Genomic DNA, 26,728 nt, shown 5'->3' on the forward strand with positions numbered 1-26,728 from the left:
CCCTGACCCGCCCGTGACTTAGCCTAGCTTCCTCTACTTGACGGCGGCGCCGCGGCTGCCGGGCAGGCCTATGCTCTCAGCATTCTCGTCGTCGCGCCGGCTGAGCTGGTGCGTCGCGGTTCTACTCGTCAACTCGGCCTATCTGGCGGCGTTCGCAACCCCGTCGCTGTTCTATTTCGCCAACGTCGCGTTGCACCCGGTGCTCGGCCTCGTCACGGGCGCTCTGGCGCTGCGCTGGATCCAGCGGCGCGCCGGGTCGATGTCCCTGCTTTGGCGCGTCGCCGTCGCGCTCTGCGCCGCGGGGGCGCTGCTCGGAGCCTCGCTGCTCGTGACAGGCGCGACGCGCCCCTACCGCGGGTTGCTGGTCGCGCACCTCGCGGTCTCCACGCTTGGCGCGGCGACCGCCCTTGCGGCCGTGGCCGCCCGCGTCCGGCCCGGGCTTCCCCGGCCGCGTCCCGCCACGGCAGGGGCCATGCTGATCGCGCTGCTGGCCGTGGGGTGGACGTCGGCTGTCGCCGTCAGGCAGCGAAGCGACGCGGAAGTGCTCGGCAGGATCGTCAACCCTCACGTCGTGCCGGCGCGGATGGAGGAGGAAGGTGCGGGCGCGTCCAGCCCGTTCTTCCCCTCGTCTGCCGATACCAACGTCGGCGGCCTCATCCCCTCGAACTTCTTCATGACGAGCGAAAGCTGCGGCCGGTGCCACCGTGAGCTTTTCGAAGAATGGCGATCGTCGATGCACCACTTCTCGTCCTTCAACAACCAGTGGTACCGCAAGTCGATCGAGTACATGCAGGACGTGGTGGGCACGAAGCCGTCCAAGTGGTGCGCCGGCTGCCACGATCATGCGGTGTTCTTCAACGGCCGTTTCGATCGGCCCATCAGGGACCAGATCGAGACGCCGGAAGCGCAGGCGGGACTCTCCTGCACCTCGTGCCACGCAATCACACGCGTCAACAGCACGATGGGGCAGGGAGACTTCGTGATCGAGTACCCGCCGCTGCACGACCTGGCGGCGAGCGATCACCCTGTCCTGCGGAAGGCGCACGACGCCCTGCTCTACCTGGATCCGCAGCCGCACCGTGAGACGTTCCTGAAGCCGTTTCACCGCGAGCAGTCCGCGGAGTTCTGCTCGTCGTGCCACAAGGTGCACCTCGACGTCCCGGTCAACGGCTACCGGTGGTTCAGGGGCTTCAACGAGTACGACAACTGGCAGGCCTCCGGCGTGTCCGGCGAAGGGGCGCGGTCCTTCTACTACCCGGCGCAGCCGCAGACGTGCATGGACTGCCACATGCCGCTCGTGCCGTCGACGGATCCGGCCGCGAAGAACGGCTTCGTCCGCTCGCACCGCTTCGCGGCGGCGAACACCGCCGTGCCGTATGTCAACGGCGACACGGAGCAGCTCCGCGCGGTGCAGCAGTTCCTGCAGGACGGCCAGGTGTCGGTGGATATCTTCGGGATCGTGCGCGGCGAGGAGGGCGCGCCGGCGGCGCGCAGGCGCGTTGCCGCCGCGGAGCCCGCGATCGCCAGCACGTTCGCCGTCGGCGAGGAGTCGATGGGCTTCGGCGCGCAGCAGGCGTTCATCCGGCCGGCCGCGCCCGTGATCGGCACGATCGACGAGACGATGCCGTCGCTGCGCGCCGGCGAGTCGGTCCGCGTCGAGGTGGTCGTGCGCACGCGAAAGGTCGGTCACTTCTTCCCCGGCGGGACGGTGGACGCCTTCGACGTGTGGGTCGAACTGGAAGGGGTGGACGACAAGGGGCGCACGGTGTTTCACAGCGGCGAGGCGGCAGGCGGCGGCCGCGGCCCGGTCGATCCGGCGGCGCACTTCTACCGCAGCCTGATGCTCGACGGGAACGGCAACCCGATCAACAAGCGCAACGCGTGGATGACGCGCTCGGTCGCCTACGTCCGCCTCATTCCCCCGGGCGCGGCGGATACCGTCCACTACCGCGTGCGCGTGCCGGACGACGCGCGCGCGATCACGCTGCGGGCGAAGGTGAACTACCGGAAGTTCGCGTGGTGGACCACGCAATGGGCGTATGCCGGCGTGAGAGACCCGCAGCAGGGAGATTACTCGGTGACGCCGGCCCACGACGACGGCCGATGGGTGTTCACCGGGGACACGTCGGGCGTGTCGGGCGCGATGAAGCGGATTCCCGACATTCCAACGACCGTGATGGCGCAGCGCGAGACGACGCTGCGCGTGGTGCCCGCGGGCGCGACGGTGCCGGCCGTCACGGAGTATCCCGCCTCGGGAGCGAGGCCGGTGGAGATCAGCCGGGCGCGCGAGCGCTGGAACGACTACGGGATCGGGCTGCTGCTGCAGGGAGACCTGAAGGGGGCCGAGGCCGCCTTCCTGCAGGTGACCGGCATCGAGCCGGCGTATGCCGACGGATGGGTGAACGTCGCGCGCGCGCGGATCCAGGAAGGCAACATGACGGGCGCCGAGGACGCGCTGCGGAAGGCGCTCGCGCTGAACCCCACGCTCGCCAAGACGCACTTCTTCCTGGGCACCGCGCTCAAGAGCCTCGGCCGGTACGACGAAGCGCTCGAACACCTGCGGACCGCGGGGTCGCAGTACCCGCGCGATCGCGTCGTGCTGAACCAGCTCGGGCGCGTCCAGTTCCTGCAACGGCAGTACAAGGACGCCGTGGAGTCGTTCCGCCGGGTGCTCGCGATCGATCCCGAAGACCTCCAGGCGCACTACAACCTGATGCTGTGCTACCGCGGGCTCGGCGAGCACGCGCAGGCGGCGCGCGAGGAAACGCTCTACCGCCGGTTCAAGGCCGACGAGAGCGCGCAGGCGATCACCGGCCCGTACCGGCAGCTTCACCCGGACGACAACAACGAGCGGCAGCCGATCCACGAGCACCGCTCGCCGGCGCCGCTCGAGGCGACGATGACCGCCGTGTCCGGGCGCGTGCCGCGATGACGATGACGCCGAAGGCGCTTCGTTCCGCCGGCCCTCTCCTCGCCGCTCTCGCAATCCTGGTCGCCGCCGCAGACGCGGCCGCGCCGGGATTCTCGGACGTGACGGCGCAGGCCGGGATCCGTTTCACGCACACCAACGGCGCCTTCGGGAAGAAGTACCTGCCGGAGACGATGGGTTCGGGCGGCGCGTTCCTGGATGCCGACGGGGACGGATGGCAGGACATCCTGCTCGTCAACTCGACCTCGTTCCCAGGCGCCCGCGCGTCGCGGGCGGTGATGGCGCTCTATCGCAACAACGGGAACGCCACGTTTACCGACGTGACGTCGCGCGCCGGGCTCGCGGTGCCGATCTACGGCATCGGCGTCGCCGCGGCGGATTACGACAACGACGGGCGGGTGGATCTCTACATCGCGGCGCTCGGCAGAAACCGGTTGTTTCGCAATCTCGGCGGCCTGGTGTTCGAGGACGTGACGGCGCGCGCCGGCGTGGGGGACCCTGGGTTCTCGACGAGCGCGGCGTGGTTCGACTACGACCGCGACGGGCGGCTGGATCTCTTCGTCGCCAATTACGTGGAGTGGACGCCGGAAAACGACCTGTTCTGCACGCTGGACGGCCGCACGAAGTCGTACTGCACGCCGGAATCCTACAAAGGGCAGAGCCCCACGCTGTACCGGAACCGCGGCAACGGCACGTTCGAGAACGTCACGGCGCGCGCCGGGGTGGCCGACCCCGAGTCGAAGGCGCTCGGCGTCGCGCTCACCGACTACAACGGGGACGGCTGGATGGACCTGTTCGTCGCCAACGACACGCAGCCGAACCAGCTGTACGAGAACCGGCGCAACGGGACGTTCGTGGACGTGGCGCTGACCGCGGGGGTCGCGTTCAACGAGGCGGGGGTCGCCCGCGCCGGCATGGGCGTGGATGCGGCCGATTACGACGGCTCGGGGCGCCAGAGCCTCATCATCGGCAACTTCTCGAACGAGATGATGGCGCTGTACACGAACGAAGGGAACGGCCTCTACATCGACGAGGCGCCGCGCGCGACGATCGGCCGCGCCTCGCTGCTGACACTCACCTTCGGCTGCTTCTTCTTCGACTACGATCTGGACGGCCTGCTGGACGTGTTCGCCGCCAACGGTCACGTGGCCGGCGACATCGCCGCCGTGCAGCCGCGCGTCACGTACGCGCAACGTCCTCACCTGTTCCGGAACAGGGGTTCGCGGCGGTTCGAGGAAGTCACCGCGACGGCGGGCGCGGGCCTCGCGCAGCGGCTGGTGGCCCGCGGCGCCGCGTACGGCGACTACGACGGCGACGGAGATCTCGACGTGCTCCTCAGCACCAACAACGGCCCGGCGCACCTGCTGCGGAACGACGGAGGCAACGCCAACCGGTACCTGCGCGTGCAACTCGCGGGCACGCGCGCCAGCCGCGATGCCATCGGCGCCTTCGCGCGTGTCATCCTGCCGGGCGGCTCCGCGTCGCCGTGGGCCATGGTGAAGACCGGATCGAGCTACGCGTCCCAGAGCGAGCTGCCGCTCACCTTCGGCCTCGGCCGCGCCGCGCGGGTCGAGAGGATCGACGTCCGCTGGCCGAACGGCCGCACCGAGACGCTGCCGGGCGCCGAGGCCAACCAGCAGCTCGCCATCATCGAGGGAAAGGGCGTCACGTCGCGGTCGCCGGCTCGCAGCCGGGGCGCGCGGTGACCTTCCGGCTGGCGGCCGCGGCCGCGACGCTGGCGGCGGCAGCCGCGGTCCTCCCGAGCGCCGCTCGGCGCCCCGACGCCCAAGCCGGCGCGGAGCGGCCGGCGCTGACGATGGAATCCGCCCACCGCGCCAACAACATCGGCGTCGCGTACCTGGAACAGTTCGACTTCACCGCGGCGGCGCGCTCGTTTCGCCAGGCGATCGCTCTGGCGCCGGACCTCGCGATCGCGCGGCTGAACCTGGCGATCGCGCTCTTCTACGCGGGAGAGATCGAGCCCGCACGGCGTGCCGCGGAAGCGGTGCGCGCAACCCCGGCCACGCGGCTGCACGCGGACTACGTGTTGGGCCTGGTCGCGCGCGCCGGGAACCGGACCGCCGACGCCATCGAGGCGTTCACCCGCGTGCAGCGGGCCGATCCGGACGACCTCGGCACGACAATCAACCTCGGGCAACTCCTCACGCAGGAGCAGCGGTTTGCCGAGGCGGTCGATGCGTTCCGCCGCGCGACGCGGCTGGAGCCGTACCACGCCACGGCCGCGTACGGGCTCGCGACCGCGCTCCTCCGCAGCGGCGCGCGTGAAGAAGGAGCCGCCGCGATGGCGCGTTTCCAGCGCCTGCGCGCGAGCGGCCACGCGACATCCTTCTCACAGGTTTATCTCGAGCAGGGACGGTACGCGGTGGCGATGGCCTCCACGGGGGCGGAGCCGGAGCTGGTCGACCCGGGAGTTCCCGCGGTGACGTTCACCGACGCGACGGCGACCGCGCTCCCGGGCCCGCACGCCGGCGCCGCGCGCGGCGCAACGCTGTTCGATGTCGACGGTGATGGCGACCTCGACCTGGCGGTGGCTGGCGCCGTCGGCGTGCTGCTGTTCCGGAACGACGCGGGCCGCTTCACGGACGTCACGGCGCAGGCGGGCCTCTCGGGCGCGAAGGACGCGACGGGAACGGTCTTCGGCGACTACGATAACGACGATCGCGCGGACCTCTTCGTGCTGTCCCCGGCCCGCCCCGCGCTCTTCCGGCAGGAGCCGGGCGGGCGATTCACGGATGTCACCGACGCGACAGCCGGAACGGCGCTGGCCACCGCGCGCGGCACCACCACTGCCTCCTGGCTGGACGCGGATCACGACGGCGACCTCGATCTGCTCGCGCCGCCGCTGCTGCTTCGCAACAACGGCAACGGCACCTTTGCGGACATCGCCGCGGCTTCGGGTCTGGCGATCGCACCGCGGGCGCTCGCCGTCGTCCCGACCGACTACGACAACCGGCGCGACGTGGACGTGCTCGTCGCCCCGGCGGGACAGCCGGCGCGACTGATGCGCAACATGCGCGACGGAACCTTTGCCGATGCCGCGGCGGAGGCCCGGCTCGACGCGGCGACCGCTGCCGCGTGCGTGGCGGTCGGCGACGTCAACAAGGATGGATTCACCGACGCGTTCTTCTGCAGGGCAGGCGCGCCTGGCCTCTGGGCCTCGAGCGACGGACGCGGACACTTCGCGGTGTCGGAGGCCCACCCGGGCACCACGAACGCTGCGGCCGCGCTGCTCGTCGATTACGACATCGACGGGCTGCTGGACCTTGTCACGTCCGGCCCCGACGGCCTGCACGTCCTTCGCAACGCGGGCACCGCGTGGATCGACGCCACCGCGCGGGCCGTGGGCGAGGCGCGCGGCGCCGCGGGGACCGATGCCACGCTGGCGGCCGGAGACCTCGACGGCAACGGCACGCCGGAACTGATCGCGGCCGGCGCCAACGGCGTCCGGGTCTTTCGGAACAGCGGCGGTCATCGGCGCTCGCTCCGCGTCCGCCTCTCTGCGCGGGTCAGCAACCGGTCCGCCGTGGGCGCGCGCGTGGAGATCCGCGCCGGCAGCCTGCGCCAGCAGATCGAAACCGTCAGCGCCACTCCGGCGCCCACCGCATCAGACATCGTGTTCGGTCTCGGCCATCGCCGCAGCGCGGATGTCGTCCGCGTTCTGTGGCCCGCGGGCATCCTGCAGGCCGAGGTCGCTGAAGAGTCGGCGGAGCCGCCGCCGTCTGCGCTCGTCACCATCCGCGAACTCGATCGCAAGCCTTCGTCGTGCCCGTACCTCTTCACGTGGAACGGCACGCGCTTCGAGTTCGTGACGGACTTCCTCGGCGGCGGGGAGCTGGGGTACTGGGTCGCACCCGGCGTGCGGAGCACGCCGGACCCGGACGAATACGTGCGGATCGAATCGACGCAGCTGCGTCCCCGCGATGGGCGGTACGAGCTGCGTGTGACCAACGAGCTGGAAGAGGCGGTGTTCCTGGACCGCGTGCAGCTGCTGGCCGTCGATCACCCGGAGGGAACGGCAGTCTATCCGCGCGAAGGGATGGGAGCGACGCCTCCCCCGTTCGAGCTGTACGCCACGCGCGGGGCGCAGCCGCCCGCCGCCGCGGCCGACGAACACGGGCATGACGTCCTCGAGCGCGTCTCGGCGATCGATCGCCGCTACCCGGACGACTTCGCGCTCGAGCGGATCCGCGGCTACGCCGCGCCGCACTCGGTGACGCTCACGCTGCCGCCACGCGCCGCGAACGCGCGCGTGCTCCTCCTGCTCACCGGCTGGACGGATTACGCCTTCTCACGCGACAACGTGGCCGCGTCCCAGGCGGGACTGCGGCTCGTCGCGCCGTCGCTCGAATGGCGCGGGCCCGACGGCCGCTGGCGCACCGCGATCGAAGACATTGGCGTGCCGGTCGGGCGGCCCCAGACCGTGCCGGTGGATCTCACCGGCCTGCTGCCTCCCGCTGCAAACGAAGTGCGCGTCTCGACGGCGATGCGGATCTACTGGGATCGGATCCTGGTGGACACGTCCGGCCTGCCGGCGCCGGTGGACGTCGTTCGGCTCGAGCCTGTGGGCGCCTCGCTCCGCTGGCGCGGTTTTTCTGCGGAGCTGTCGCCCGATGGCCGCGAGCCGTTCGGCTACGACTACGCGCGCACCTCGCCCATATCCCCGTGGAAGTTGCTGCCCGGCCGTTACACGCGCGAGGGGGACGTGCGCGAGCTGCTCACGGGGGTCGACGATCTGTTCGTCGTGTCGCGCCCCGGCGACGACATCGCGCTCGCGTTCGACGCGAGCGCCGTGCCGCCCCTCCGCCACGGCTGGGCGCGCACGTTCCTGCTCTATGCAAACGGCTACAGCAAGGAGATGGATCCGCACTCGTCCAGCCCGGACACGCTCGGGCCGCTCCCCTTCCACCGCATGACGCAGTATCCCTACGCCGCTCCGGAGCGGTACCCGGACGAGGGGAGGCACCGGGAGTACGTCGAGCGGTACAACACCCGCATCGTGCCGAAGGCGCTGCCCCCGCTCGAGCTGATTCGTGGCCACCACATCCGACAACCATGAAGACCACGCTGAGGTACGCCGTCGCCGCCTGCCAGACCGACATGCCCAATCCGGCCGATCGCACCGCGATGCGGGCGAACACCGATCGCATGCTCGCGATGATCGACGCCGCCGTGGCGGGCAGCGCGCCGTTCCTGCCCGTGAAGCTCGTGGTGTTTCCCGAGTTCGCGCACGCGGCGCCGATGTACGCCACCGCCCGCGAGCTGCTGGAGACGCTCGCGGTCCCCGTTCCCAACGAGCACACCGAGCGGCTCGCGCGAAAGGCGCGCGAGCACGGCATCTACATCCAGAGCGGGTCGATGCTCGAAACGGACGCGCGATGGCCCGGCGTCGTCTTCAACACGACGTGCCTGATCGGCCCGGAAGGGATCCTGTACAAGTATCGAAAGGTCAATCCGTGGATTCCCTACGAGGTGCACGCGAGCCCGCACGACCTCCCGGGGTACGACGAGCCGCTCTTCCCGGTCGCGGACACGCCGATCGGCCGGATCGGCTGCGCGATCTGCTACGACTGGCTGTTTCCCGAGGCGATCCGGCAGCTCGCCGCGAACGGCGCGGAAGTGCTCGTGCGCGTGTCGGCGTACATGGATCCGTGGGGCGCAACCGAGCCGATGAACTGGTGGACGCTCGTGAACCGCTGCCGCGCGCTCGAGAACATCGCGTTCGTCGTCGCCGCGAACCAGGGCGCGAGCCTGCGGCACTACCCGCCATACTCGTGGCCGGGCGGCAGCCAGGTCGTGGACTTCGACGGCCGGATTCTCGCGGAGGCGTCACCGGGACCGGGCGAGCGGATCGTGGTGGCGCCGATAGACGTGGGCGCGTTGCGGCACGAGCGCGAGGTGCGCACCGGGCACCACATGCTGGCGCACCTGCGGACGGAGGCGTACCCGGTTTACTCGCGGCACGTGTATCCGCCGCTCGCGGCCGGGGCCGAAGGCCCAACGTTCTCTTACGAAGCGAATCTCGAGCGGATCCAGGCGGCGAAGGGAACGTCGCGTCCCCCTCGATGTTAAGGGGGACAGTCCCCCTTTTCCTTCAGCGAAATACCCCTTTGAGGGCTCGGCCCAGCTCGGCAAGAAGCTCCTGCATCGCCCGTCGCGCACGCTGGCGCAGGCTGCCCTCGTGGAGCGGGCACAGCTTGGACGGCACCTCGTCTGCCTCCTTGAAGTACTCCGTGTAGAGCGGGCAGTCCTCGACGGGGCGCAGGTACGAGTCGCGGCAGAGCGGCTCCTCGGTGAGACCGGCCGGGCGGTCGAAGTCCTGCGGCGGATACTTCCGGGCGGCGCGACGCATGAAGTCCGACCAGATCGGCAGCGCGAAGCGCGCGCCGTACGCGCGGTCCGCGATCGTCGCGGGCTGGTCGAAGCCCACCCAGACGCCGGCGACAATTTCGCTGGAGAATCCGACGAACCAGGCGTCGCGGAAATCATCAGTCGTGCCGGTCTTGCCACCGGCCGGAAAATTCACGCCCCACTGCCGGGCCGGCGACCCGGTCCCGCGATCGATCACGTCGCGCAGCATGGACTGCATCTGGAACGCGACGTCCGGCTCCAGCACTCGCTCCTGGCGGACGTCGTTTCGCAGCGCCACGCCGCCATCGGCATCGAGCACCCGCTTGACCGCCCGCGGCCTGGCCCCAGTCCCCAGGTTGGCGAAGACGCCGAAGGCTGCGGTCAGCTCGAGCGGCGTCACCTCGCCCGACCCGAGCGCCAGCGATGGCACGTCGGGCAGATCGCGCATGCCGAGCGCATCCGCCAGCCGCAACACGGGACGTGCGCCGATCTTCTGCTGCATGGCGGTCGCCGCGCGGTTGTCGCTCTCGACAATCGCGGCGCGGATCGTCAGTTCGTCCGCGTTGCTGTCGTCGCTGGCGTTTCGAGGCGACCACTCGTCCGGTCCTTGCGGTGGTATCGACGACAGGCCCTGCAGCACCGACACCGGCGAGTAACCGCGCGAGAGCGCGGCGGCATACACGAACGGCTTGAACGCCGACCCGGGCTGCCGCCGGCTGCGCACCGCGCGATTGAACTGGGACGTTGAGAAGTCGCGGCCGCCCACGAGCGCGAGGATGTCTCCCGTACGCGGATCGATCGCGACGAGCGCCGCCTGCAGGTCACGGCGCCGCGAGACGCGCGCGAGCCCCTGCTGCACGGCGCGCTCCGCCAGGTCCTGCAGCTCGGGATCGAACGTTGTCTCGATTTTCCAGTCTGGCGGATGGTCGCCGCCGAAGCGGTTGCGAAACTGCTGGCGCAGGTATTCCTTCGCGTAGCCGGCGCGCGCCTGCTGCGCCGCGGGATAGGGCCGGATGCGCACGCGCGCGCGCCTTGCCTGCGCCTCCTGCGCCGCGCTGATGAATCCCTGCTCGCGCATCCTCGCCAGCACGACGTGGCTGCGACGGACTGCGCCGTCCGGATTGCTCCAGGGGGAGAGCGCGCCGGGGGCGCGGATGAGCCCGGCGACGAGCGCAGCCTCCGCGAGCGAGAGATCGCGCGAGGGCTTTCCAAACAGGTGCCGCGACATGGTCTCGACGCCGTAGTGCCCGGCGGAAATGTAAATGCGGTTGAGATACAGCTCGAGGATCTGGTCCTTCGTCAGCTCGCTCTCGAGCAGCAGCGCGATGCCGGCCTCGCGCGCCTTGCGTCCCCACGTGCGGCGGTTGCTCAGAAACAGCGTGCGCGCGAGCTGCTGGGTCAGCGTGCTGCCCCCTTCCACCACTTCCGCGTCCGCGACATTGCGGACAACCGCGCGGCCGAGCGCCAGCGGGTCGATGCCCGGATGGCGATAGAAGCGGTGGTCCTCCACCGCGATGACGGCATGCTGCAGGTGCCGCGAGATGCGCGCGAGCGGCACGTCCTGGCGCTGCTCGTCCATCCGGAACCAGGGGCGGCCGGCCCGGTCGTAGAACACGGTGTCGCCGACGCCGCGCGTCAGCTTGCGGATCGCCCAGCCGTAGCGCAACACCCAGCCGGCCGACAGCACGCCGATCGCGGCGACCACGACCAGGAGCACCGCGCCCGCGCGGCGTTGCGTGCGGGTCGTCATCAGGTTTCGCGGCGGGCTTCGCCGGCTTTCGTTCGCCGCCCCTGCAGCAGGAGGGAGAGCACAATGTAGTAGACGGGAAAGACGAGCGAGCCGATCACCAGCGCGCGGGGAGGCGCGGGCAGGGTCCAGACAACGACTATCATCGCAGCCGCCCATGCGGCGCCGAGCGCAAGGGTGGCAGCGCGCCACGTCGGCGTGCGGGACGGGTAGATATACCCGACGCGAACGAACACGAGCGCCGCCAGCAGCAGGAGCAGGGCCGCATTCAGCCCGGCGGTGGTGCCCAGCCCAATCATGTACAGCACGACGATGTTCCAGTACGAGGGAAACCCGGTAAAGAAGTGATCCTCTGTCTTCGCATCCTGCAGCGTGAAGCCAAAGGCGCTCGACAGCAGCATCGCTGCCACCACCGCGATGGCCAGGCCGTCGGGCACCATCCTCATCTGATAGACGATGAACGCGGGGATAAAGACGAACGTCAGGTAGTCGACGATGTCATCCATGCGGGCGCCATCGAGGGTCGCTGCGTACGTCTTCACGCGCGCCGCCCGCGCGAGCGCCCCATCAGTCCCGTCGATGAAGGTCGCGACAGCCAGCCAGGCGAAGGTCATCCGCGTGTCGCCGCGAATCGCGTCGAGCAGGGCCAGAAACGCCATGACGGCTCCCAAAGCCGTGTAGGCATGCACGAGCCAGGCGAACGCACCGCGATACGGCAGAGCTAAGGTTCGTTTTGTCAGAGGTTTACACCCATATTCGCGTCGTGTAAAATCAGTACACGCCTCGTTCCCCGGCGCGGCGCTTCCTAACAACTCATCAACGTCCTCGCGGCTGCGGTGGACGTACGCCGCCGCGCTTCCCGGCGCGCGGCTGAAGGGGCCGTCTTGTTTTCCCGCATCTCACGGCATTTCCGCAAGCTGGCGCTGGCAGCCGGCATTTTCGCAATCCTGGTGCTCGGGACGGCCGTCTGGCGGCAGAACGCTGTGCCGGCGCTGACGGAGGTGCCCTTCTCGGAGTTCGTCCGGCAGGCCGAATCCGGCGCGGTGAAGCAGGTGACGATCGCCGGCACGGCCGTGGACATCGTGCTGAACGCCGGACCTACCGAACGTACCATCGCGCCGCCGTCGTTCTTCACGACCAACGGCGCGTTCCTCACCGACCTGGCGCGCAAAGGCGTGCGCGTGACGGTGGTGGCCGAACGGGAGTCGGCGATTGCCATCTTCACGCCGATCGTCGCGGGCGTGCTCGCGATTGCCCTCGTTGGCTTTGCAGTCTATCGCGTGACCGCGGGGCGGATCCCCTCGATGGAGCAGCGGGCGCGGGTCGCGGAGGGGGGAGATGCCGCCATCCTGTTCACGGACGTTGCCGGCGTGGACGAGGCGAAGGACGAGGTCAAAGAGATCGTTGGGTTCCTGCGCGAGCCCGGGAGATACGCGGCGCTCGGCGGGCGCATTCCCAAGGGTGTGCTCCTCGTGGGACCACCGGGAACCGGCAAGACGTTGCTGGCGCGCGCCATCGCCGGAGAGGCGGGCGTTCCGTTCCTGTTCGCGAGCGGCTCGGATTTCGTGGAGATGTATGCGGGCGTCGGCGCGTCGCGCGTCCGCAAGCTGTTCAAGGAGGCCCGCAAACACACGTCGTGCATCGTGTTCATCGACGAACTGGATGCGGTCGGCCGCAAACGCGGCGGCCACTCGCTGAGCCACGAAGAACGCGAGCAGACGCTCAATCAACTGCTCGTCGAAATGGACGGGTTCGACGCGCGCCAGGGCATCGTCGTCATCGCGGCGACCAACCGGCAGGACATCCTCGATCCCGCGCTGCTGCGGCCGGGGCGCTTCGATCGCCAGGTGGTGGTCGGCAACCCGGATCTGAGAGGGCGCGACGAGATCCTGCGCGTGCACGCGCGGCGCGTGCGGATCGATCCCGACGTGGACCTGCGCGCCATCGCGCGCGGGACGCCGGGCTTCTCGGGCGCGGATCTCGCGAACCTGGTGAACGAGGCGGCGCTGCTCGCGGCGCGCGAGGGACGTCCCAGCGTGTCGGCGCCCGACTTCGAGGCGGCGCGCGACAAGGTGATGATGGGCGCCGAGCGGCGGTCGATCGTGCTCAGCGAGGCGGAGCGCGTGAACTGCGCGTACCACGAGGCCGGGCACGCGGTGGTGGCGGCGCTCATGCCGGGCGCGGACCCGCTTCACAAGGTGACGATCATCCCGCGCGGCCGGGCCATGGGGCTCACGATGCAGCTGCCGGAAATGGACCGGCACGCCTACACGAAGGCCTATCTCGAGACATCCGTGGCCATCCTGATGGGGGGGCGCGTCGCCGAGGAGCTCTTCATGAACCACATGACGAGCGGCGCGTCGAACGACATCGAGCGCGCGACGGAGATCGCCGAGCGGATGGTGTGCGAGTTCGGGATGTCGCCGCTCGGCCCGCTGAAGTTCCCGCGCAAAGGGCCGCAGCAAGAGGGAGAGCGCCCGCACCAGTCGAGCGAGGCGACGGCCCAGCGCGTTGACGGCGAGGTGGAGCGCATCGTCATGGACGCCTACCAGGTTGCCCGCGCCCTGCTCGAGCGGCATCGTGATGCGGTGAAGGCGCTTGCCGAAGCGCTGCTGCAGACCGAGACGCTCGACGCGGAGAACATCCGCGCCGTCCTCGCGCAGAACGGGATCTAGACGCGCGGAGGTGCAGAGGTTCTGCACCGTCATCGCGGCACCGGGGTACAGAGATTCCCGAAGCTGAACCCCCGCGTGCGCAGCGCGGGGACCAGTCGATCGACGGCCGCGATCGCATACTGCCGATCGGCGCGCGGATCCCGGTGATGTCCATCGTGCAGGACGATGATGTCGCCGGGAGATGCGCGGCGCGTGATGCGCGCGACGATCGACTCGGCATCGCGCGCGCGATACCAGTTCCAGTCCCACAATCCCCAACCCCATCCCACGATTCGATAGCCGGCGCGCGCGGCGCCCGCGTACATCGATCCGCCGCGCCAGCCGGCGTGCGGGCGAAAGAGGCGGCACGGCGTCGCGCCGGCAAGCTGCTCGATGCGCTGCGCCGCCTGCTCGAGAAAACGCGCGAACTCGCCCGGCGTCTTCAGCATCAGCGCCCGCGTGTTCGCGTGAATGGCGACGGCGTGCCCTTCCTCCGCCATCCGGCGCACGATTGGCGCCGTGGATGCATTCAGGTGGTCGTCGATCAGGAAGAACGTGGCGGTGGCGCCGTGCCGGCGCAAGACGTCGAGCAGCTCAGGGGTGGCCGCCGGGTTCGGGCCATCGTCGAACGTCAGGTAGACGGTGGGCGTCGCGCCCGCGGGCATTCGCCACAGCGCCTGGGCCGGCGCGAACCGCTCCAGCAGAAACGGAAACGGCGCCGTGTGGGACAGCGCCTTGAGCACCGCGCCGATGACGAGGATCCACAGCATACGGCGGTATGATCGCCGCAAGGGGCCTGCTCGTGCGATACCTTCCGCTCCTGGTCGTTCTGCTCGGCTGCCCGCTCGCCCCTCAGCTCGACGTTTCCCGGCAGCCCGTCAGCGACCCGCCGCGCGCCGGCGCCCGCCGCGCGGAGCGCGACGGCATGGTGAGCGCGCAGATTGAGGCGCGCGGCGTCCGCGATCCCAGAGTCCTCGCCGCGATGCGCCGCGTGCCGCGCCACGAGTTCGTTCCGCCGGGACAGGCGCGCGACGCGTACTCCGATCGCCCGCTCGCGATCGGGCACGGCCAGACGATCTCACAACCCTACATCGTGGCGTTCATGACCGAGCTGCTGCAGGTGACGCCGTCCGACGTGGTGCTGGAAATCGGCACCGGTTCGGGCTACCAGGCTGCGGTGCTGGCAGAACTGGCCAGCGAAGTGCTGACGATCGAGCTGATTCCCGACCTCGCGGAGCGCGCGCGAGGCACGCTCGCGCGCCTCGGCTATCGAAACGTGCAGGTGCGTGCCGGTGACGGCTACGCCGGCTGGCCGGAGCGGGGGCCGTTTCCGCGGATCATCGTGACGGCCGCGCCGCCGGAGGTACCGCGCGCGCTCGTCGATCAGCTGGCCGTCGGCGGAACGATGGTGGTCCCCGTGGGGAGCGCGTACCAGGAGCTGATTGCCATCCGCCGGACGCCGACGGGACTTGTTCGCGAGACGACGATCCCCGTCCGGTTCGTGCCGATGGTCAAACCGCCGCGGCGGTGAGCGCGGCGAGGCGCTCGTCGATCTCCTTCAGCGCGAGCTCGACCTGCTGGCGGCGCACCGGGTGCGCGGCCGCTTCCGCCTGCTGCTGGAGTTGCGCGCGCGCGAGCCGCAGCGATTCAATTTCGCGGTGGCGCTCGGGATCGATCGTCACCGTGTTCAGCCGCCGCTCACGTTCAGCGGCCCGTTCGTCCATGCGTTCCTGGATACGTGCTTCAGCGTCGATAAGGCCTTCGCCGGAATCACCCATGACAATTTCCACTATAACGTAAGATTCGGCTGTGGGACGACAGGGGAAGGCGATCGAGGCATTTCATCCCGCCGTGCGCGCGTGGTTCGAGGCGTCGTTCGAGGCGCCCACCTCGGCCCAGGCGCTCGGCTGGCCGGCGATCGCACGTGGCGAGTCCACGCTGATCCTCGCGCCGACCGGCGGCGGGAAGACGCTCGCCGCGTTTCTCTGGTGCATCAACCGCCTCATGTTCGAGGCACCGCCGTCCCCCGGGCGCCGCTGTCGCGTCCTCTACGTTTCTCCGCTGAAGGCGCTCGCGGTCGACGTGGAGCGGAACCTTCGCGCGCCGATCGCCGGGATCGCGCGCGTGGCCGGCGCGCGCGGCGACGCGCACCAGGTTCCCACGGTGGCGATCCGCACCGGCGACACGCCGCAGTCCGAGCGCGCGCGCTTTCGCCGGGAGCCCTCCGACATCCTGATCACCACCCCCGAGTCGCTGTACCTCATGCTCACGTCGGCCGCCCGCGACGCATTGCGCGGCGTGGACACGGCGATCGTCGACGAGATCCACGCGCTGGTGCCGACCAAGCGCGGCGCGCACCTGGCGGTCTCGCTCGAGCGCCTGGAGGAACTGACCGGCGGCACGTTGCAGCGCGTGGGACTGTCGGCCACACAGCGGCCGCTGGAGGAGGTCGCCAGGTTCCTGGGGGGAGTGGATGGTTCGAAAGGTTCGAAGGGTTCGAAAGGTTCGAGGGGTTCGAAGGGTTCGATTGGTTCGAAGGGTTCGGCCGCCGGTGTGCTGCACGACGAGTTCGCCGCGCGGCGCGCGGCGCCGGCGTTCAGGCCGGTCGCGATCGTGGACACCGGCGAGCGGAAGCGGCTGGAGTTGCGCATCGAGGTGCCCGTTGAGGACATGGCGCGGCTCGCAGCGCCGGACATCCCAGGCGGGCCCGCATCGCTGGGGCCGTCCGCACCGTCCATCTGGAGCGCCATTCACCCGCGGCTCCTGGAGCTTGTCCGCGCGCACCGGACCACGCTGATCTTCGTGAACAGCCGGCGCCTCGCCGAGCGGATGGCGGCGGCGCTCAACGAGCTGGCGGGTGACACGCTGGTCCGCTCGCACCACGGCTCGCTTGCGCGCGAGCAGCGGCTCGACGTCGAGGATCGGCTGAAGGCCGGCGCGCTTCGCGGCCTGGTCGCCACCTCGTCGCTGGAGCTCGGCATCGACATGGGCGCGGTGGATCTCGTCGTGCAGATCGAGGCGCCTCCATCGGTGGCGAGCGGCATGCAGCGGATTGGCCGCGCCGGCCACCAGATCGACGCGCCGAGCCGCGGAGTGATCTTCCCGAAGTACCGCGGCGACCTGGTCGCGTGCGCCGCCGTGACGCGCGCGATGCGCGAAGGGCGCGTCGAGGCGAGCCGGTACCCCCGTAACCCGCTCGACGTGCTCGCCCAACACATCGTGTCGATGACCTCCACGCGCGCGTGGGGCGTGGACGGCCTCTTCGCGCTCGTCCGGCAGGCCGCGCCGTACGCCGAACTCAGTCGCGCGGTGTTCGAGGGCGTGCTCGACATGCTTGCCGGCCGCTATCCGTCCGACGAGTTCGCGGAGCTGAAGCCACGCGTCACGTGGGATCGCGTGAAGGGCACGGTGGAGGCGCGCGAGGGAGCGGCGCGGGTTGCCGTTGCCAACGCCGGAACGATCCCGGACCGCGGCCTGTACGGCGTGTTCCTGGCCGGCGCCGGCAAGGGCGCGGCGCGCGTGGGCGAGCTTGATGAAGAGATGGTCCACGAAAGCCGCGTGGGGGAGACGTTCCTGCTTGGCGCCTCGACGTGGCGCATCGAGGAGATCACGCACGACCGCGTGATGGTCTCCCCCGCTCCGGGCGAGCCCGGCAAGATGCCGTTCTGGAAGGGAGAGGGCGCGGGCAGACCACTGGAGCTCGGGCGGGAGATCGGCACCCTCGTGCGGACGCTCCGCCAGCTGCCCGCGCCGGCCGCGATCGATCGGCTGGTGCGAGACCACGATCTCGATCGCGGCGCCGCGGAGAATCTGGTGGCGTACCTGCGCGAGCAGGAGGCGTCCGGCGCCGTGCCGGACGAGCAGACGCTCGTGATCGAGCGCGTGCGCGACGAGCTGGGCGACTGGCGCGTCTGCGTGCTGTCGCCGCTCGGCGGACGGGTGCACGCGCCGTGGTCGCTTGCCGTCACCGAGCGCCTCCGCCGCGAGCGCGACCTCGTGGTCGAAACCATGTGGAGCGATGATGGGTTCGTGATCCGCTTCCCGGACAGCGACGCGCCGCCCGACACCTCGCTCGTCCTCATCGACCCCGACGAGGTCGAGCCGCTCGTCGTCAGCCAGCTGGGAGCCTCGTCGCTGTTTGCCGCCAAGTTCCGCGAGTCGGCGGCGCGCGCGCTGCTGCTGCCGCGCCGCCGCGCCGCCGCGCGCACGCCGCTGTGGCAGCAGCGCAAGCGCGCGGCGGACCTGCTCGCGGTCGCGGCGCGGTACGGATCGTTCCCGATCGTCCTCGAGGCGTATCGCGAATGCCTCCGTGACGTGTTCGACATGCCGGCGCTCGTGGAAACCATGAGGCTCGTGCGCGATCGCCGCATGCGGGCGATCACGCTCGATTCGGAGACGCCCTCGCCCTTCGCCGGGTCGCTGCTGTTCGGCTACGTCGCCAATTTCCTGTACGACGGCGACGCGCCGCTCGCGGAGCGCCGGGCGCAGGCGCTCGCCATCGATCAGTCACAACTCCGCGAGCTGCTGGGCGGTGCGGAGCTGCGCGAGCTGCTCGACGCCGACGCCATCGACGAACTCGAGCGACAGCGCCAGCACCTCGAAGCGCGCGCGCGGGTCCGCTCGGCCGATGCGCTGCATGACGCCCTGCTGCGGCTGGGCGACCTCAACGCGCCGGAGATCGCCGCGCGGTCGGCGGCCGGCTTCGACGCCGCGGACGCGACGGCGGCGCTTGCGGCGGCGCGCCGCCTGCTCCCGGTCCGCGTTGCCGGCGATCGGCGTTGGATTCCGGTGGAATACGCCGCGCGCTATCGCGACGCGCTGGGGGTGCCGCTGCCCGCCGGCGTGCCCGAGTCGCTGCTCGCGCCGGCGCCACACGCGCTCGCGGATCTCGCGCGGCGCTTCGCACGCACGCATGGTCCATTCACGGCGGCGCAGTTCGCCGGACGATACGGCCTCGGTGCCGCAATCGCGCACGGCACGCTCGCCGGGCTGATGGCGGCCGGACAGCTCCTGGAGGGCGCATTCCGCCCCGGCGGCCGCGAGCGGGAATGGTGCGATCCGGAGAACCTCGCGATCATCCGGCGCCGATCGCTGGCAAGACTGCGGAAGCAGGTCGAGCCGGTCGAGCCCCGTGCCCTCGGCCGTCTGCTCGCCTCGTGGCAAGGGGCCGCGCGCCCGCGGCGCGGGCTCGACGCGCTGCTCGATTCGATCGAGCTGCTCCAGGGCGCGCCGGTCGCCGCTTCCGTTCTCGAGCGCGAGATTCTGCCCGCACGCGTTGACGGCTACTCGCCCGCCGATCTCGACGCGCTCATGGCCGCCGGCGAGGTGGTCTGGACCGGCGTGGACCCACTGGGCGAGCGCGATGGACGCGTCGCGCTGTTCCTGGCCGATTCCCTGCCTCGATTGTGGGCGCCTCGGGTGAATGCGGAAGACCTGGGGCCGCGCGAGCGCGCGATTCTCGAGCACCTCGAGCGCGAAGGGGCGTCCTTCTTTCCGGCGCTGCACGAAGCGGCCGGGGGCGGATACCCCGCAGACACCGTCGGGGCCATCTGGACGCTCGTCTGGAGCGGGCTCGTCACCAACGACACGCCCCACGCGCTGCGCGCCTACCTAACCGCCGGCGGCAGCCGCGATCGCAAGGCGGCGCGCGCCGGCACGCGCTTCCGCAGTCGCCGGACGACGCCCGCGTCCGCGGAAGGACGGTGGTCGCTCGTCGAGGCGCGCGCGGGCCGCAGGGTGTCCCCCACCGAACGCGCGGCGGCGCTCGCGCAGCAGTTACTCGCGCGCTACGGCGTGCTCACGCGCGAGGCGGTCACCGCGGAAGGGATTCCGGGCGGGTTCTCGTCGATCTACGAGGTCCTCAAGACGCTCGAGGACACGGGACGGGTCCGGCGCGGATATTTCATCGCCGGCCTCGCCGCCACGCAGTTTGCTGTGCCGCCGGCGCTCGACCTGCTGCGATCGCTGCGCGACGAGCCGCAGGAACCTGAGGCGATCGCGCTCGCAGCGACCGATCCAGCCAATCCGTACGGGGCGCTGCTGAAATGGCCCTTCGACTCGCCCGCCGGATCAACGAGCGGACTCGCTCAGGGCAAACCCACGCGCACCGTCGGCGCGAGCGTGCTCATCGTGAATGGCGCGCTCGCAGCTTTCATCGGGCGGGGCGGCCGGCAGATTCTCTCCTCCCTTCCCGGCGACGAGCCTGCGCGCAGCGTGGCCGCGCGCGCGCTGGCGGCGCGCCTGGCGGACATCGCGCGCGAGGGCAAGGGGCGAGGCGGAGGACTGCTCGTCACGGACATCGATGCCGTGCGCGCGGAAGATCATCCCCTCGGCCCGTACCTGCGCGATGCGGGCTTCGTCTCGTCCGCGATGGGCATGCTGCTCCCGCGCCCTCGGCGAGAAATAAGGGGGACAGTCACACTTATCATCCGATCGTGAGATAAGTGTGACTGTCCCCCTTATTTCCGCGCGGCCGTCAACGCGATCTCCACCAGCCCGTCCGGCGCCACGAGGGCGGTCTCGACCGTGGCCCGCGCCGGAAACGGCGGCGACATCGCCTCGCGAAACGCCGCGTTCATCACCGCGAAGTGCTGCCGTTGACTGAGGTGCACAACGCTGTCCACCACGTCGGTCGTCTTGAAGCCGGCGCGCGCGATGAGGTCGTGCAGCCGGCGGAGCGCCTGCCGCGTCTGGGCACCTGCGTCGTTGCGCGTTTCCGGCGTCACCCCACGCGCCCCGGACAGATACAGCCTCGATCCCGCGACGATCGCGGGGCTGCAATTCGAGTTCGGCGCACCATCGCCCGCAATGACCCGCTTCGGCGACCGGCTTGCCACGAAGGTCATCTCCACGAGGTACGCGGGCTGCATCAGCGCGGCACCGACGGTCGCCCGCGCCGGCGGATCCGCGGTGAAGTACGTGCGGTACACGGCGTTCATGGCGTGGACCTGCGCGCGGTCAGTGATGTACACGCGCGCGCTGACGACATGCTCGAAGCCGAGTCCGGCCTCGGCGAGGATCGCGCGCGCGTTCTCGAGGGCCGCCTTCGACTGCGCCGTCATGTCGCCGCCGGCAAACGAGTTGTCCGCCGCGTTGCGGGCGATGAGGCCGGAGAGAAACACGGTGTCGCCCGCCTCGACCGCGTAGCTGTAGGGGTTCGGCGAGCGCAGCCACGCCTTGGGATGCAGCACGCGGCGCGCGGTGCCGCGTGCCGCGGCCACGACCGAAATCTCGAGGAGTGCGTCCTCACGCATCATCTGTGCGACGACGGTCGTGCGTGCCGGCGGCGCGTCGCCGACAAACGTACGGTACACCTCGTTCATCGCCGCGAAGTCTTCAGCGCGCTTGAGGTACACCGTGACCGAAGCCGCCTCGTGCAGCGAGATTCCCGATACGCCAAGCGCCGCGTTCACCCGCTCGAGCGTCGCGCGCGTCTGCGCCGTGATGTCGGCCGGAAGCGCCGCCGGTTCTTCCCCGGCGCGCATGCCGGATACATAGACGAGGCCGCCGGCGGTGACTGTTGGAGAGAGGGGGAGCGAACGTCTGTCAGGCTGCGAGAACGAAGATGACGTCACGGCGAGGACTCCTGCGGCTGCGGCGGCAAGCGCGGCAGCCAGCGAGCCATTCAGCATCGCGCAGAAGTCTATCGCATCGCGGCGTCACCTCCGTCAATCCCTCCACCAGCCGCAGGACCAGCGTCTCGCGATAAGCCTCCGGCAACTCGCCAGGCCGCGACGAACACGTCCTGGACCAGGTCATCGACCTGGGCGCGCGGCCCGGTCCGTCGCGACGTCTGGCAGCTCATTCATGAAGACGACCCCGCGCGCCCGGCGTCAACGCCCTGGTATACACTGCTCCAGTTCCCCACATCGGAGGTTCGGCTCATGAGAACACGTGCACTTACAGTGGCCCTGCTGGCGGTGGCGATTGGCACCGTGTCAGCCGTCCCGCTCGGTGGCGACGTCAAGACGCAGGAAAAGGGCCACGTCAAGTTCGAAGGGATGCTCGGCCGCATGGTGAACCTGTTCGGCGGCAAGGCAGCCAAAGAAGGGGTTGTGTCCGATGTCGCCGTGAAGGGCGACCGCAAGGCGACGCTGAACGAGAACACGGGGCAGATCATCGACCTGGCCGAGGAGCAGATCTACGACCTCGACGTGAGGAAGAAGACCTACACGGTGACGACCTTCGAGGAAATCCGCCGGCGGATCCGCGAGGCGCGCGAGAAGGCGGACAAGGACGCGAAGGAAGAGGGGGGCGGGCAGCCGGCGGAGAAAGGCAAGGAGTACGAGATCGATTTCGACGTGAAGGAAACCGGCCAGACGAAGGCGATCGCCGGCTACAGCACGCGCGAGGTCATCGTGACCATCACGATCCGCGAGAAAGGCAAGACGCTCGAACAGGGCGGCGGAATGGTGATCACGCAGGACAGCTGGCTCGCGCCGCGCATTCCGGCGATGAAAGAGATCGCCGACTTCGAGGTCCGGTATGCGAAGAAGCTGGATGCCTCCGGCGCGGCTGGGGTCTCGATGGAGCAGCTTGCGGCAGCGCTCGCGATGTACCCCGGGCTGCAGAACGGACTCGCGCGGATGCAGGCGGAGGGCTCGAAGCTGGACGGAACGCCGCTCGAGAGCGTCATGGTCGTCAAGGGCGTCAAGAGCCCCGAACAGCTGTCTCAGGCGAACGAGGAAGAATCAGGCGGCGGCGGGCTGGGAGGCATGCTCGCGCGGCGCATGATGAAGAAGAAGCAGGATCAGGCCGCCGGCGCGGAATCCACGGTCATGACCCTCACGCACCAGGTGCTCAGCGTCGGGACCAGCGTGACGCCAAACGACGTGCAGGTGCCCGCCGGCTTCAAGCAGAAGTCCTGAGCGCTTCGTTCACGATCTTGACGAGGGCGTGTGTGCTGAACGGCTTCTGGACGAACGGAATGCCGCCCGCGGCCGCGGCCTGCCGCACGCCCTCGTTCGTATAGCCAGACATGTAGACGACCTTGATGCCGGGACGCTGGCGCCGCAGCTGCTGCGCCAGCTCGTGCCCGCTGCCGCCCGGCATGATGATGTCGGTCAGCAGCAGGTCGATGCGGTGATGGTTCTCCGCCACCTGCAGCGCCGTCGCGGCGTTCGGCGCCTCGAGGACCGTCAGGCCCTGGCGGCGCAGCACTCCCGCCGCAAGCGCCCGCACGGCGGCTTCATCCTCCACCAGCAGCACGACAGCATCCGCGGGTGCCTCCCCGGTCGCACGGGCGGCGGCCGCATCCGGCTCCGCCGCACGCGGGAAATAAATGGTGAACGTCGCTCCCTGCTGCTCGACTGAGTCCACGAAGATGAAGCCGTCGCTCTGCTTGACGATGCCGTAGACGGTCGCCAGGCCGAGGCCGGTGCCCCTGCCTTGCGGCTTCGTGGTGAAGAACGGCTCGAAGATGTGCGGCGCCACGTGGCGCGGGATGCCATGACCCGTGTCGGCGACCTCGAGCGCCACGTACGCGCCGGGGGTCAGCGGCACCAGCCGGTGCGCATCGGCGGGCGTCATCGTGACGTTGCGCGTGCGGATGGTGAGACGCCCCCCTTCCGGCATCGCATCGCGGGCATTGACCGCCAGGTTGATCAGCACCTGCTCGATCTGCCCCGGGTCGGCGACCACTTTGCCCAGATCCGGCGATTGCTCGAAGGCGAACACGATCTCATCGCTGACGAGCCGGCGCACGAGCTTGTCGACCCCGCCAACGATCGCGTTGAGATCCAGCAGCACCGGTTGGAGCACCTGCTTGCGCGAGAATGCGAGCAGCTGGCGCGTCAGCCCGGCGGCGCGCTCCGCCGCCTTCTTGATCTCCGTCAGGTCCCGGCGATGCTGGTCGTCTTCGTCGGGGAAATCGTCGAGCAGGAGATCGGTGTAACCCATGATCGCCGTGAGCACGTTGTTGAAGTCGTGTGCCACTCCCCCGGCAAGCCGCCCGATCGCTTCGATCTTCTGTGCCTGCCGCAGCTGTTCCTCGCGATCCCGGAGCGCCGCGAGCGCTTCTTCGGTCTTCCGCCGCTCGGTGATGTCGCGGACGATCGCGAGATAGCGGCCGTCCTGCATCCGCCTGGTCTTCGTTTCGGCGGGAACGATGGACCCGTCTTTCCGGACGAAACGGCGCTCCACGATGCGAACGAGCCCGGCCCTGAGCGTGTCCCAGCCGATCGGCTCCCGCTCGAGGTCGGCCGGATCGATGATGTCGGGGGCGCGCATCGCGAGAATCTCGTCGCGCGTGTATCCGAGCATCGCGCACAGGGAGGGATTCGCCTCGACGTACCGGCCGTCGTCGTCGAACACCACGATGCCGTCCGACGCTTCTTCGAGCAGCGTGCGGTAGCGGACTTCCGTGTCACAGTGCGAAGGCGACGGGCAGGGGTCCTCGGGCGACGCGTGCATCGGCTGCATGGAATTGAAGCTGGGAATCGGCCTATTGTACCCGGATCGGATAAAGTGAGGGCATGACTCCAGGGCTCTACGCGCATTTCGACACGACCGAAGGCCGGTTCACCGTCCGTTTCTTCGAGAAGGAAGCCCCCAAGACGGTGGCGAATTTCGTCGGGCTGGCGGAGGGAACGAAAGAGTTCCGCGACCCGAAGACCGGCGCCGCCGCCAAGCGGCCGTACTACGACGGGATCGTCTTCCACCGCGTGATTGACGGGTTCATGATCCAGGGGGGCGATCCGCTGGGACAGGGCTACGGCGGCCCGGGGTACAACTTCGCCGATGAGTTCCACCCGTCGCTGCGGCACGAGCGCGCCGGACTGCTGTCGATGGCGAATGCGGGACCGAACACGAACGGCAGCCAGTTCTTCGTCACGCTCGCGCCCACGCCGCACCTCGACAACCGCCACTCGATCTTCGGCGAGGTGGTGGAGGGGCTCGACGTCGTGAAGAAGATTGGCAAGGTCCCCACCGACCGCAACGATCGACCGGTGAAGCCGGTCGTGATGAACACAGTCACCATCGAACGCGTGAAGTAGTGGACGATCGCGATCGCGGCGCGCTCGACGAGATGCTGCCCGCCGTGTACGCGGAACTCCGGCGGGTGGCCGCGGCGTATCTCCGGCGCGAACGCCCGGGCCAGACGCTGCAGCCGACGGCGCTGGTCAACGAGGCCTACGTCCGGCTGGCCGGGCAGCACCCCCGCTTTCACAACCGCGCGCACTTCTGCGCGATTGCCGCCAACGCGATGCGGCAGATCCTGGTCGAGCGGGCGCGCGCCCGCCACGCGCAGAAGCGCGGGGGCGGCGCGCCGCGCGTGACGCTGGTCGAGGGGCTCGCGGCGAGCCCTGAATCGCCCGTGGACCTCGATGCGCTGGACGAGGCGCTCACCCGCCTCGCGGCGCTCGACGCGCAGCAGGCGCGGATCGTCGAGCTGCGGTTCTTCGGGGGGTTGAGCGTGGAGGAAACCGCCGAAGCCCTCGGCGTGTCGGCGGCTACGGTCAAGCGGCACTGGGCGGTCGCGCGCGCGTGGCTCGCGCGCGAGCTGGCGCGCCCCGTATGAGCGATGCCGATCGGGCGCGATGGCGCCGGGTGAGCGATCTCCTCGCCCAGGCGCTCGACCGCGCGTCCGGGGAGCGCGAGCGCTGGCTGTCCGAGCTCGCGCGCGCCGAGCCCGACGTCGCCGCCGAACTCCGCACGCTGCTCGCGGCGCACAAGCGCGCGTCGAGCGGGGGTTTCCTGGAACGGCCTGCCGCCGCGCTCGATCCCAACCTGGGCGTTCCCGTCGGACGCCGGGTGGGACCGTACGTCATCCGCTCGCAAATCGCCCGCGGCGGCATGGGCGTCGTCTTCTGCGCGGAGGATACGCGCCTCGGCCGTACCGTCGCGCTGAAGGCGGTCGCTCCCGAACTGGCGCGCGACGATCGGATGCGGGAGCGGCTCCGGCGCGAGGCGCGCGCGGCCGCTTCCCTGTCGCACCCCGCCATCGCCACCGTGTACGCGCTCGAGGAGAGCGACGGCGAGCTGTTCATTGCAAGCGAGTACGTCCCCGGCCATACGCTTCGTGAGGAGCTCACGGCGGGCCCCCTGCCGTCGGGGCGCCTGATGGACACGGCGCGCGCGATCGCGGGCGCGCTCGCGGCCGCCCACTCGCAGGGCATCGTCCACCGCGATCTGAAGCCGGAGAACATCGTGCGGCGGGAGGATGGGCAGATCAAGGTGCTCGACTTCGGCCTCGCCCGGATGATCGGGCTCGAATCGGCACCCACGCTGACGCGTCTCACCGTTTCGGGTGGACTGCTCGGCACGCCAGGGTACATGGCGCCCGAGCAGCTCCGCGGCGAGCCGGCCGATCGCCGCGCCGACATCTGGGCATTCGGCGTCGTGCTGCACGAGCTGGCCACCGGCGAGCGCCCCGGCGATGCGGCGCCGTCGCGCCCCATGGCCCCGCAGCTGGACGCCGTCATCCGGCGCTGCCTGCGCCCGAACCCCGACGAGCGGTTCGATTCGGGACTCGATCTGCTGGCCGCGCTCGCGGCAGGCCGCGAGAGCCTTCCGGCCGGCGCGGCTCGGTCAATCCGCCTCTGGTGGTGGCAGTTTCACCAGCTCGCCGTATCGGTCTTTCATTCTTCGATGCTGGTCGCGCTGTGGTTCGCACGCGGCTGGTTCCCACCGCCGTGGGGGAACGTCGTGTTCTACACGGCGCTCGCCGTCGAGACCGCGGCGGTGACGATGCGGCTGCACCTGTGGTTTACGTCGCGGTACGATCACGAGGGACTGGCCGTGCATCGCGCCCGCGTGCGGCGGCCGTTGCTCGTGCTCGATTTCGTGTACGCCGCGCTGCTTCTCCTCACGGCGCTGTCGGCCGCGAACGCCGACCTTGGGGCCGCGCCCCTCTTTATCGTCGCGGCCGTCGCGTCGTTCCTGGCGCTGCTCCTCATCGAGCCGGCGACGGCACGCGCCGCTTTCGGTCCCGGCGCCGCTTAGACGACGCGGGCGCCCTATTCATTCGGCGCGCAGCGCGTCTGTGGGCGCGATGCGCGTCGCGCGCGCGGCGGGCACGAGGCACGCGAC

General features: G+C 70.1%; 18 protein-coding genes. 11 read left to right on the plus strand and 7 right to left on the minus strand.

The genetic code is table 11. The features are described from left to right. The first annotated feature begins 70 nt into the window (after nt 1–70). The 4 genes from HYU53_01770 to HYU53_01785 are packed head-to-tail and all read left to right on the plus strand — an operon-like array spanning nt 71 to nt 9,019. Nucleotides 71–2,932, plus strand: coding sequence for a tetratricopeptide repeat protein (locus tag HYU53_01770; protein MBI2219918.1), 2,862 nt, complete (start codon nt 71–73; stop codon nt 2,930–2,932). Further along, nucleotides 2,929–4,635, plus strand: a complete 1,707-nt coding sequence (locus HYU53_01775; protein ID MBI2219919.1) for a CRTAC1 family protein — start codon at nt 2,929–2,931, stop codon at nt 4,633–4,635. Before HYU53_01770 ends, HYU53_01775 begins: the two co-directional genes overlap by 4 nt. Next, on the plus strand, nt 4,632–8,006 hold the full coding sequence (locus HYU53_01780) for a VCBS repeat-containing protein (GenBank protein ID MBI2219920.1): 3,375 nt from the start codon (nt 4,632–4,634) through the stop codon (nt 8,004–8,006). The genes HYU53_01775 and HYU53_01780 overlap by 4 nt, the downstream gene beginning before the upstream one ends. Next, on the plus strand, nt 8,003–9,019 hold the full coding sequence (locus HYU53_01785; protein ID MBI2219921.1) for a nitrilase: 1,017 nt from the start codon (nt 8,003–8,005) through the stop codon (nt 9,017–9,019). Before HYU53_01780 ends, HYU53_01785 begins: the two co-directional genes overlap by 4 nt. Before the next feature lie 22 nt (nt 9,020–9,041). Here the strand turns inward: HYU53_01785 and HYU53_01790 are convergent, their stop codons facing one another. Beyond that, complete coding sequence (locus HYU53_01790; GenBank protein MBI2219922.1) at nt 9,042–11,048, minus strand: PBP1A family penicillin-binding protein; 2,007 nt, start codon at nt 11,046–11,048, stop codon at nt 9,042–9,044. Next, a complete protein-coding gene (locus HYU53_01795; protein ID MBI2219923.1) occupies nt 11,048–11,704 on the minus strand; it encodes a CDP-diacylglycerol O-phosphatidyltransferase in 657 nt (218 codons plus the stop codon). The genes HYU53_01790 and HYU53_01795 overlap by 1 nt, the downstream gene beginning before the upstream one ends. A gap of 645 nt (nt 11,705–12,349) precedes the next feature. On the opposite strand from HYU53_01795, the gene hflB reads away from it, so the two are divergent. Further along, nucleotides 12,350–13,720 carry an ATP-dependent zinc metalloprotease FtsH gene (gene hflB / locus HYU53_01800; protein ID MBI2219924.1) on the plus strand — a complete coding sequence of 457 codons (1,371 nt, stop codon included), beginning with the start codon at nt 12,350–12,352 and terminating at the stop codon, nt 13,718–13,720. 29 nt (nt 13,721–13,749) lie between these two features. Here hflB and HYU53_01805 read toward each other — a convergent pair whose 3' ends face one another. Further along, complete coding sequence (locus HYU53_01805; protein MBI2219925.1) at nt 13,750–14,469, minus strand: polysaccharide deacetylase family protein; 720 nt, start codon at nt 14,467–14,469, stop codon at nt 13,750–13,752. Nucleotides 14,470–14,624: 155 nt separating this feature from the next. Here HYU53_01805 and HYU53_01810 point away from each other — a divergent pair, with 155 nt between their 5' ends. Then, nucleotides 14,625–15,230: a protein-L-isoaspartate(D-aspartate) O-methyltransferase gene (locus HYU53_01810; protein ID MBI2219926.1), complete on the plus strand. Its 606-nt coding sequence runs from the start codon at nt 14,625–14,627 to the stop codon at nt 15,228–15,230. Here the strand turns inward: HYU53_01810 and HYU53_01815 are convergent. Continuing rightward, complete coding sequence (locus HYU53_01815) at nt 15,211–15,423, minus strand: hypothetical protein (protein MBI2219927.1); 213 nt, start codon at nt 15,421–15,423, stop codon at nt 15,211–15,213. The two genes, HYU53_01810 and HYU53_01815, sit on opposite strands and share 20 nt — an antisense overlap. Before the next feature lie 85 nt (nt 15,424–15,508). Here HYU53_01815 and HYU53_01820 point away from each other — a divergent pair, with 85 nt between their 5' ends. Further along, nucleotides 15,509–20,137 (plus strand): DEAD/DEAH box helicase, encoded by a 4,629-nt coding sequence (locus HYU53_01820; protein MBI2219928.1) that lies wholly within the window; start codon nt 15,509–15,511, stop codon nt 20,135–20,137. Nucleotides 20,138–20,157: 20 nt separating this feature from the next. On the opposite strand, the gene HYU53_01825 is transcribed toward HYU53_01820, so the two are convergent. Next, nucleotides 20,158–21,273, minus strand: coding sequence for a RidA family protein (locus HYU53_01825; GenBank protein ID MBI2219929.1), 1,116 nt, complete (start codon nt 21,271–21,273; stop codon nt 20,158–20,160). 68 nt (nt 21,274–21,341) lie between these two features. Further along, nucleotides 21,342–21,503, minus strand: a complete 162-nt coding sequence (locus HYU53_01830; protein ID MBI2219930.1) for a sigma-70 family RNA polymerase sigma factor — start codon at nt 21,501–21,503, stop codon at nt 21,342–21,344. Nucleotides 21,504–21,582: 79 nt separating this feature from the next. Between HYU53_01830 and HYU53_01835 the strand changes: the two genes are divergently transcribed. Continuing rightward, the gene (locus HYU53_01835; GenBank protein MBI2219931.1) at nt 21,583–22,566 is read left to right on the plus strand and encodes a hypothetical protein; all 984 of its coding nucleotides are present in this window, start codon (nt 21,583–21,585) and stop codon (nt 22,564–22,566) included. On the opposite strand, the gene HYU53_01840 is transcribed toward HYU53_01835, so the two are convergent. After that, a complete protein-coding gene (locus HYU53_01840) occupies nt 22,550–24,118 on the minus strand; it encodes a PAS domain S-box protein (GenBank protein ID MBI2219932.1) in 1,569 nt (522 codons plus the stop codon). The genes HYU53_01835 and HYU53_01840 overlap by 17 nt on opposite strands. 53 nt (nt 24,119–24,171) lie before the next feature. On the opposite strand from HYU53_01840, the gene HYU53_01845 reads away from it, so the two are divergent. Genes HYU53_01845 through HYU53_01855 form a run of 3 tightly spaced genes read left to right on the plus strand, consistent with a single transcriptional unit; the run spans nt 24,172 to nt 26,641 of the window. Continuing rightward, the gene (locus tag HYU53_01845) at nt 24,172–24,693 is read left to right on the plus strand and encodes a peptidylprolyl isomerase (GenBank protein ID MBI2219933.1); all 522 of its coding nucleotides are present in this window, start codon (nt 24,172–24,174) and stop codon (nt 24,691–24,693) included. Nucleotides 24,694–24,725: 32 nt separating this feature from the next. Continuing rightward, a complete protein-coding gene (locus tag HYU53_01850) occupies nt 24,726–25,217 on the plus strand; it encodes a sigma-70 family RNA polymerase sigma factor (GenBank protein MBI2219934.1) in 492 nt (163 codons plus the stop codon). After that, the gene (locus HYU53_01855; GenBank protein ID MBI2219935.1) at nt 25,214–26,641 is read left to right on the plus strand and encodes a serine/threonine protein kinase; all 1,428 of its coding nucleotides are present in this window, start codon (nt 25,214–25,216) and stop codon (nt 26,639–26,641) included. Before HYU53_01850 ends, HYU53_01855 begins: the two co-directional genes overlap by 4 nt. Nucleotides 26,642–26,728: the final 87 nt, after the last annotated feature.

It is taken from the genome of Acidobacteriota bacterium (assembly GCA_016184105.1).
Taxonomy (GTDB): Bacteria; Acidobacteriota; Vicinamibacteria; order Vicinamibacterales; family 2-12-FULL-66-21; genus JACPDI01.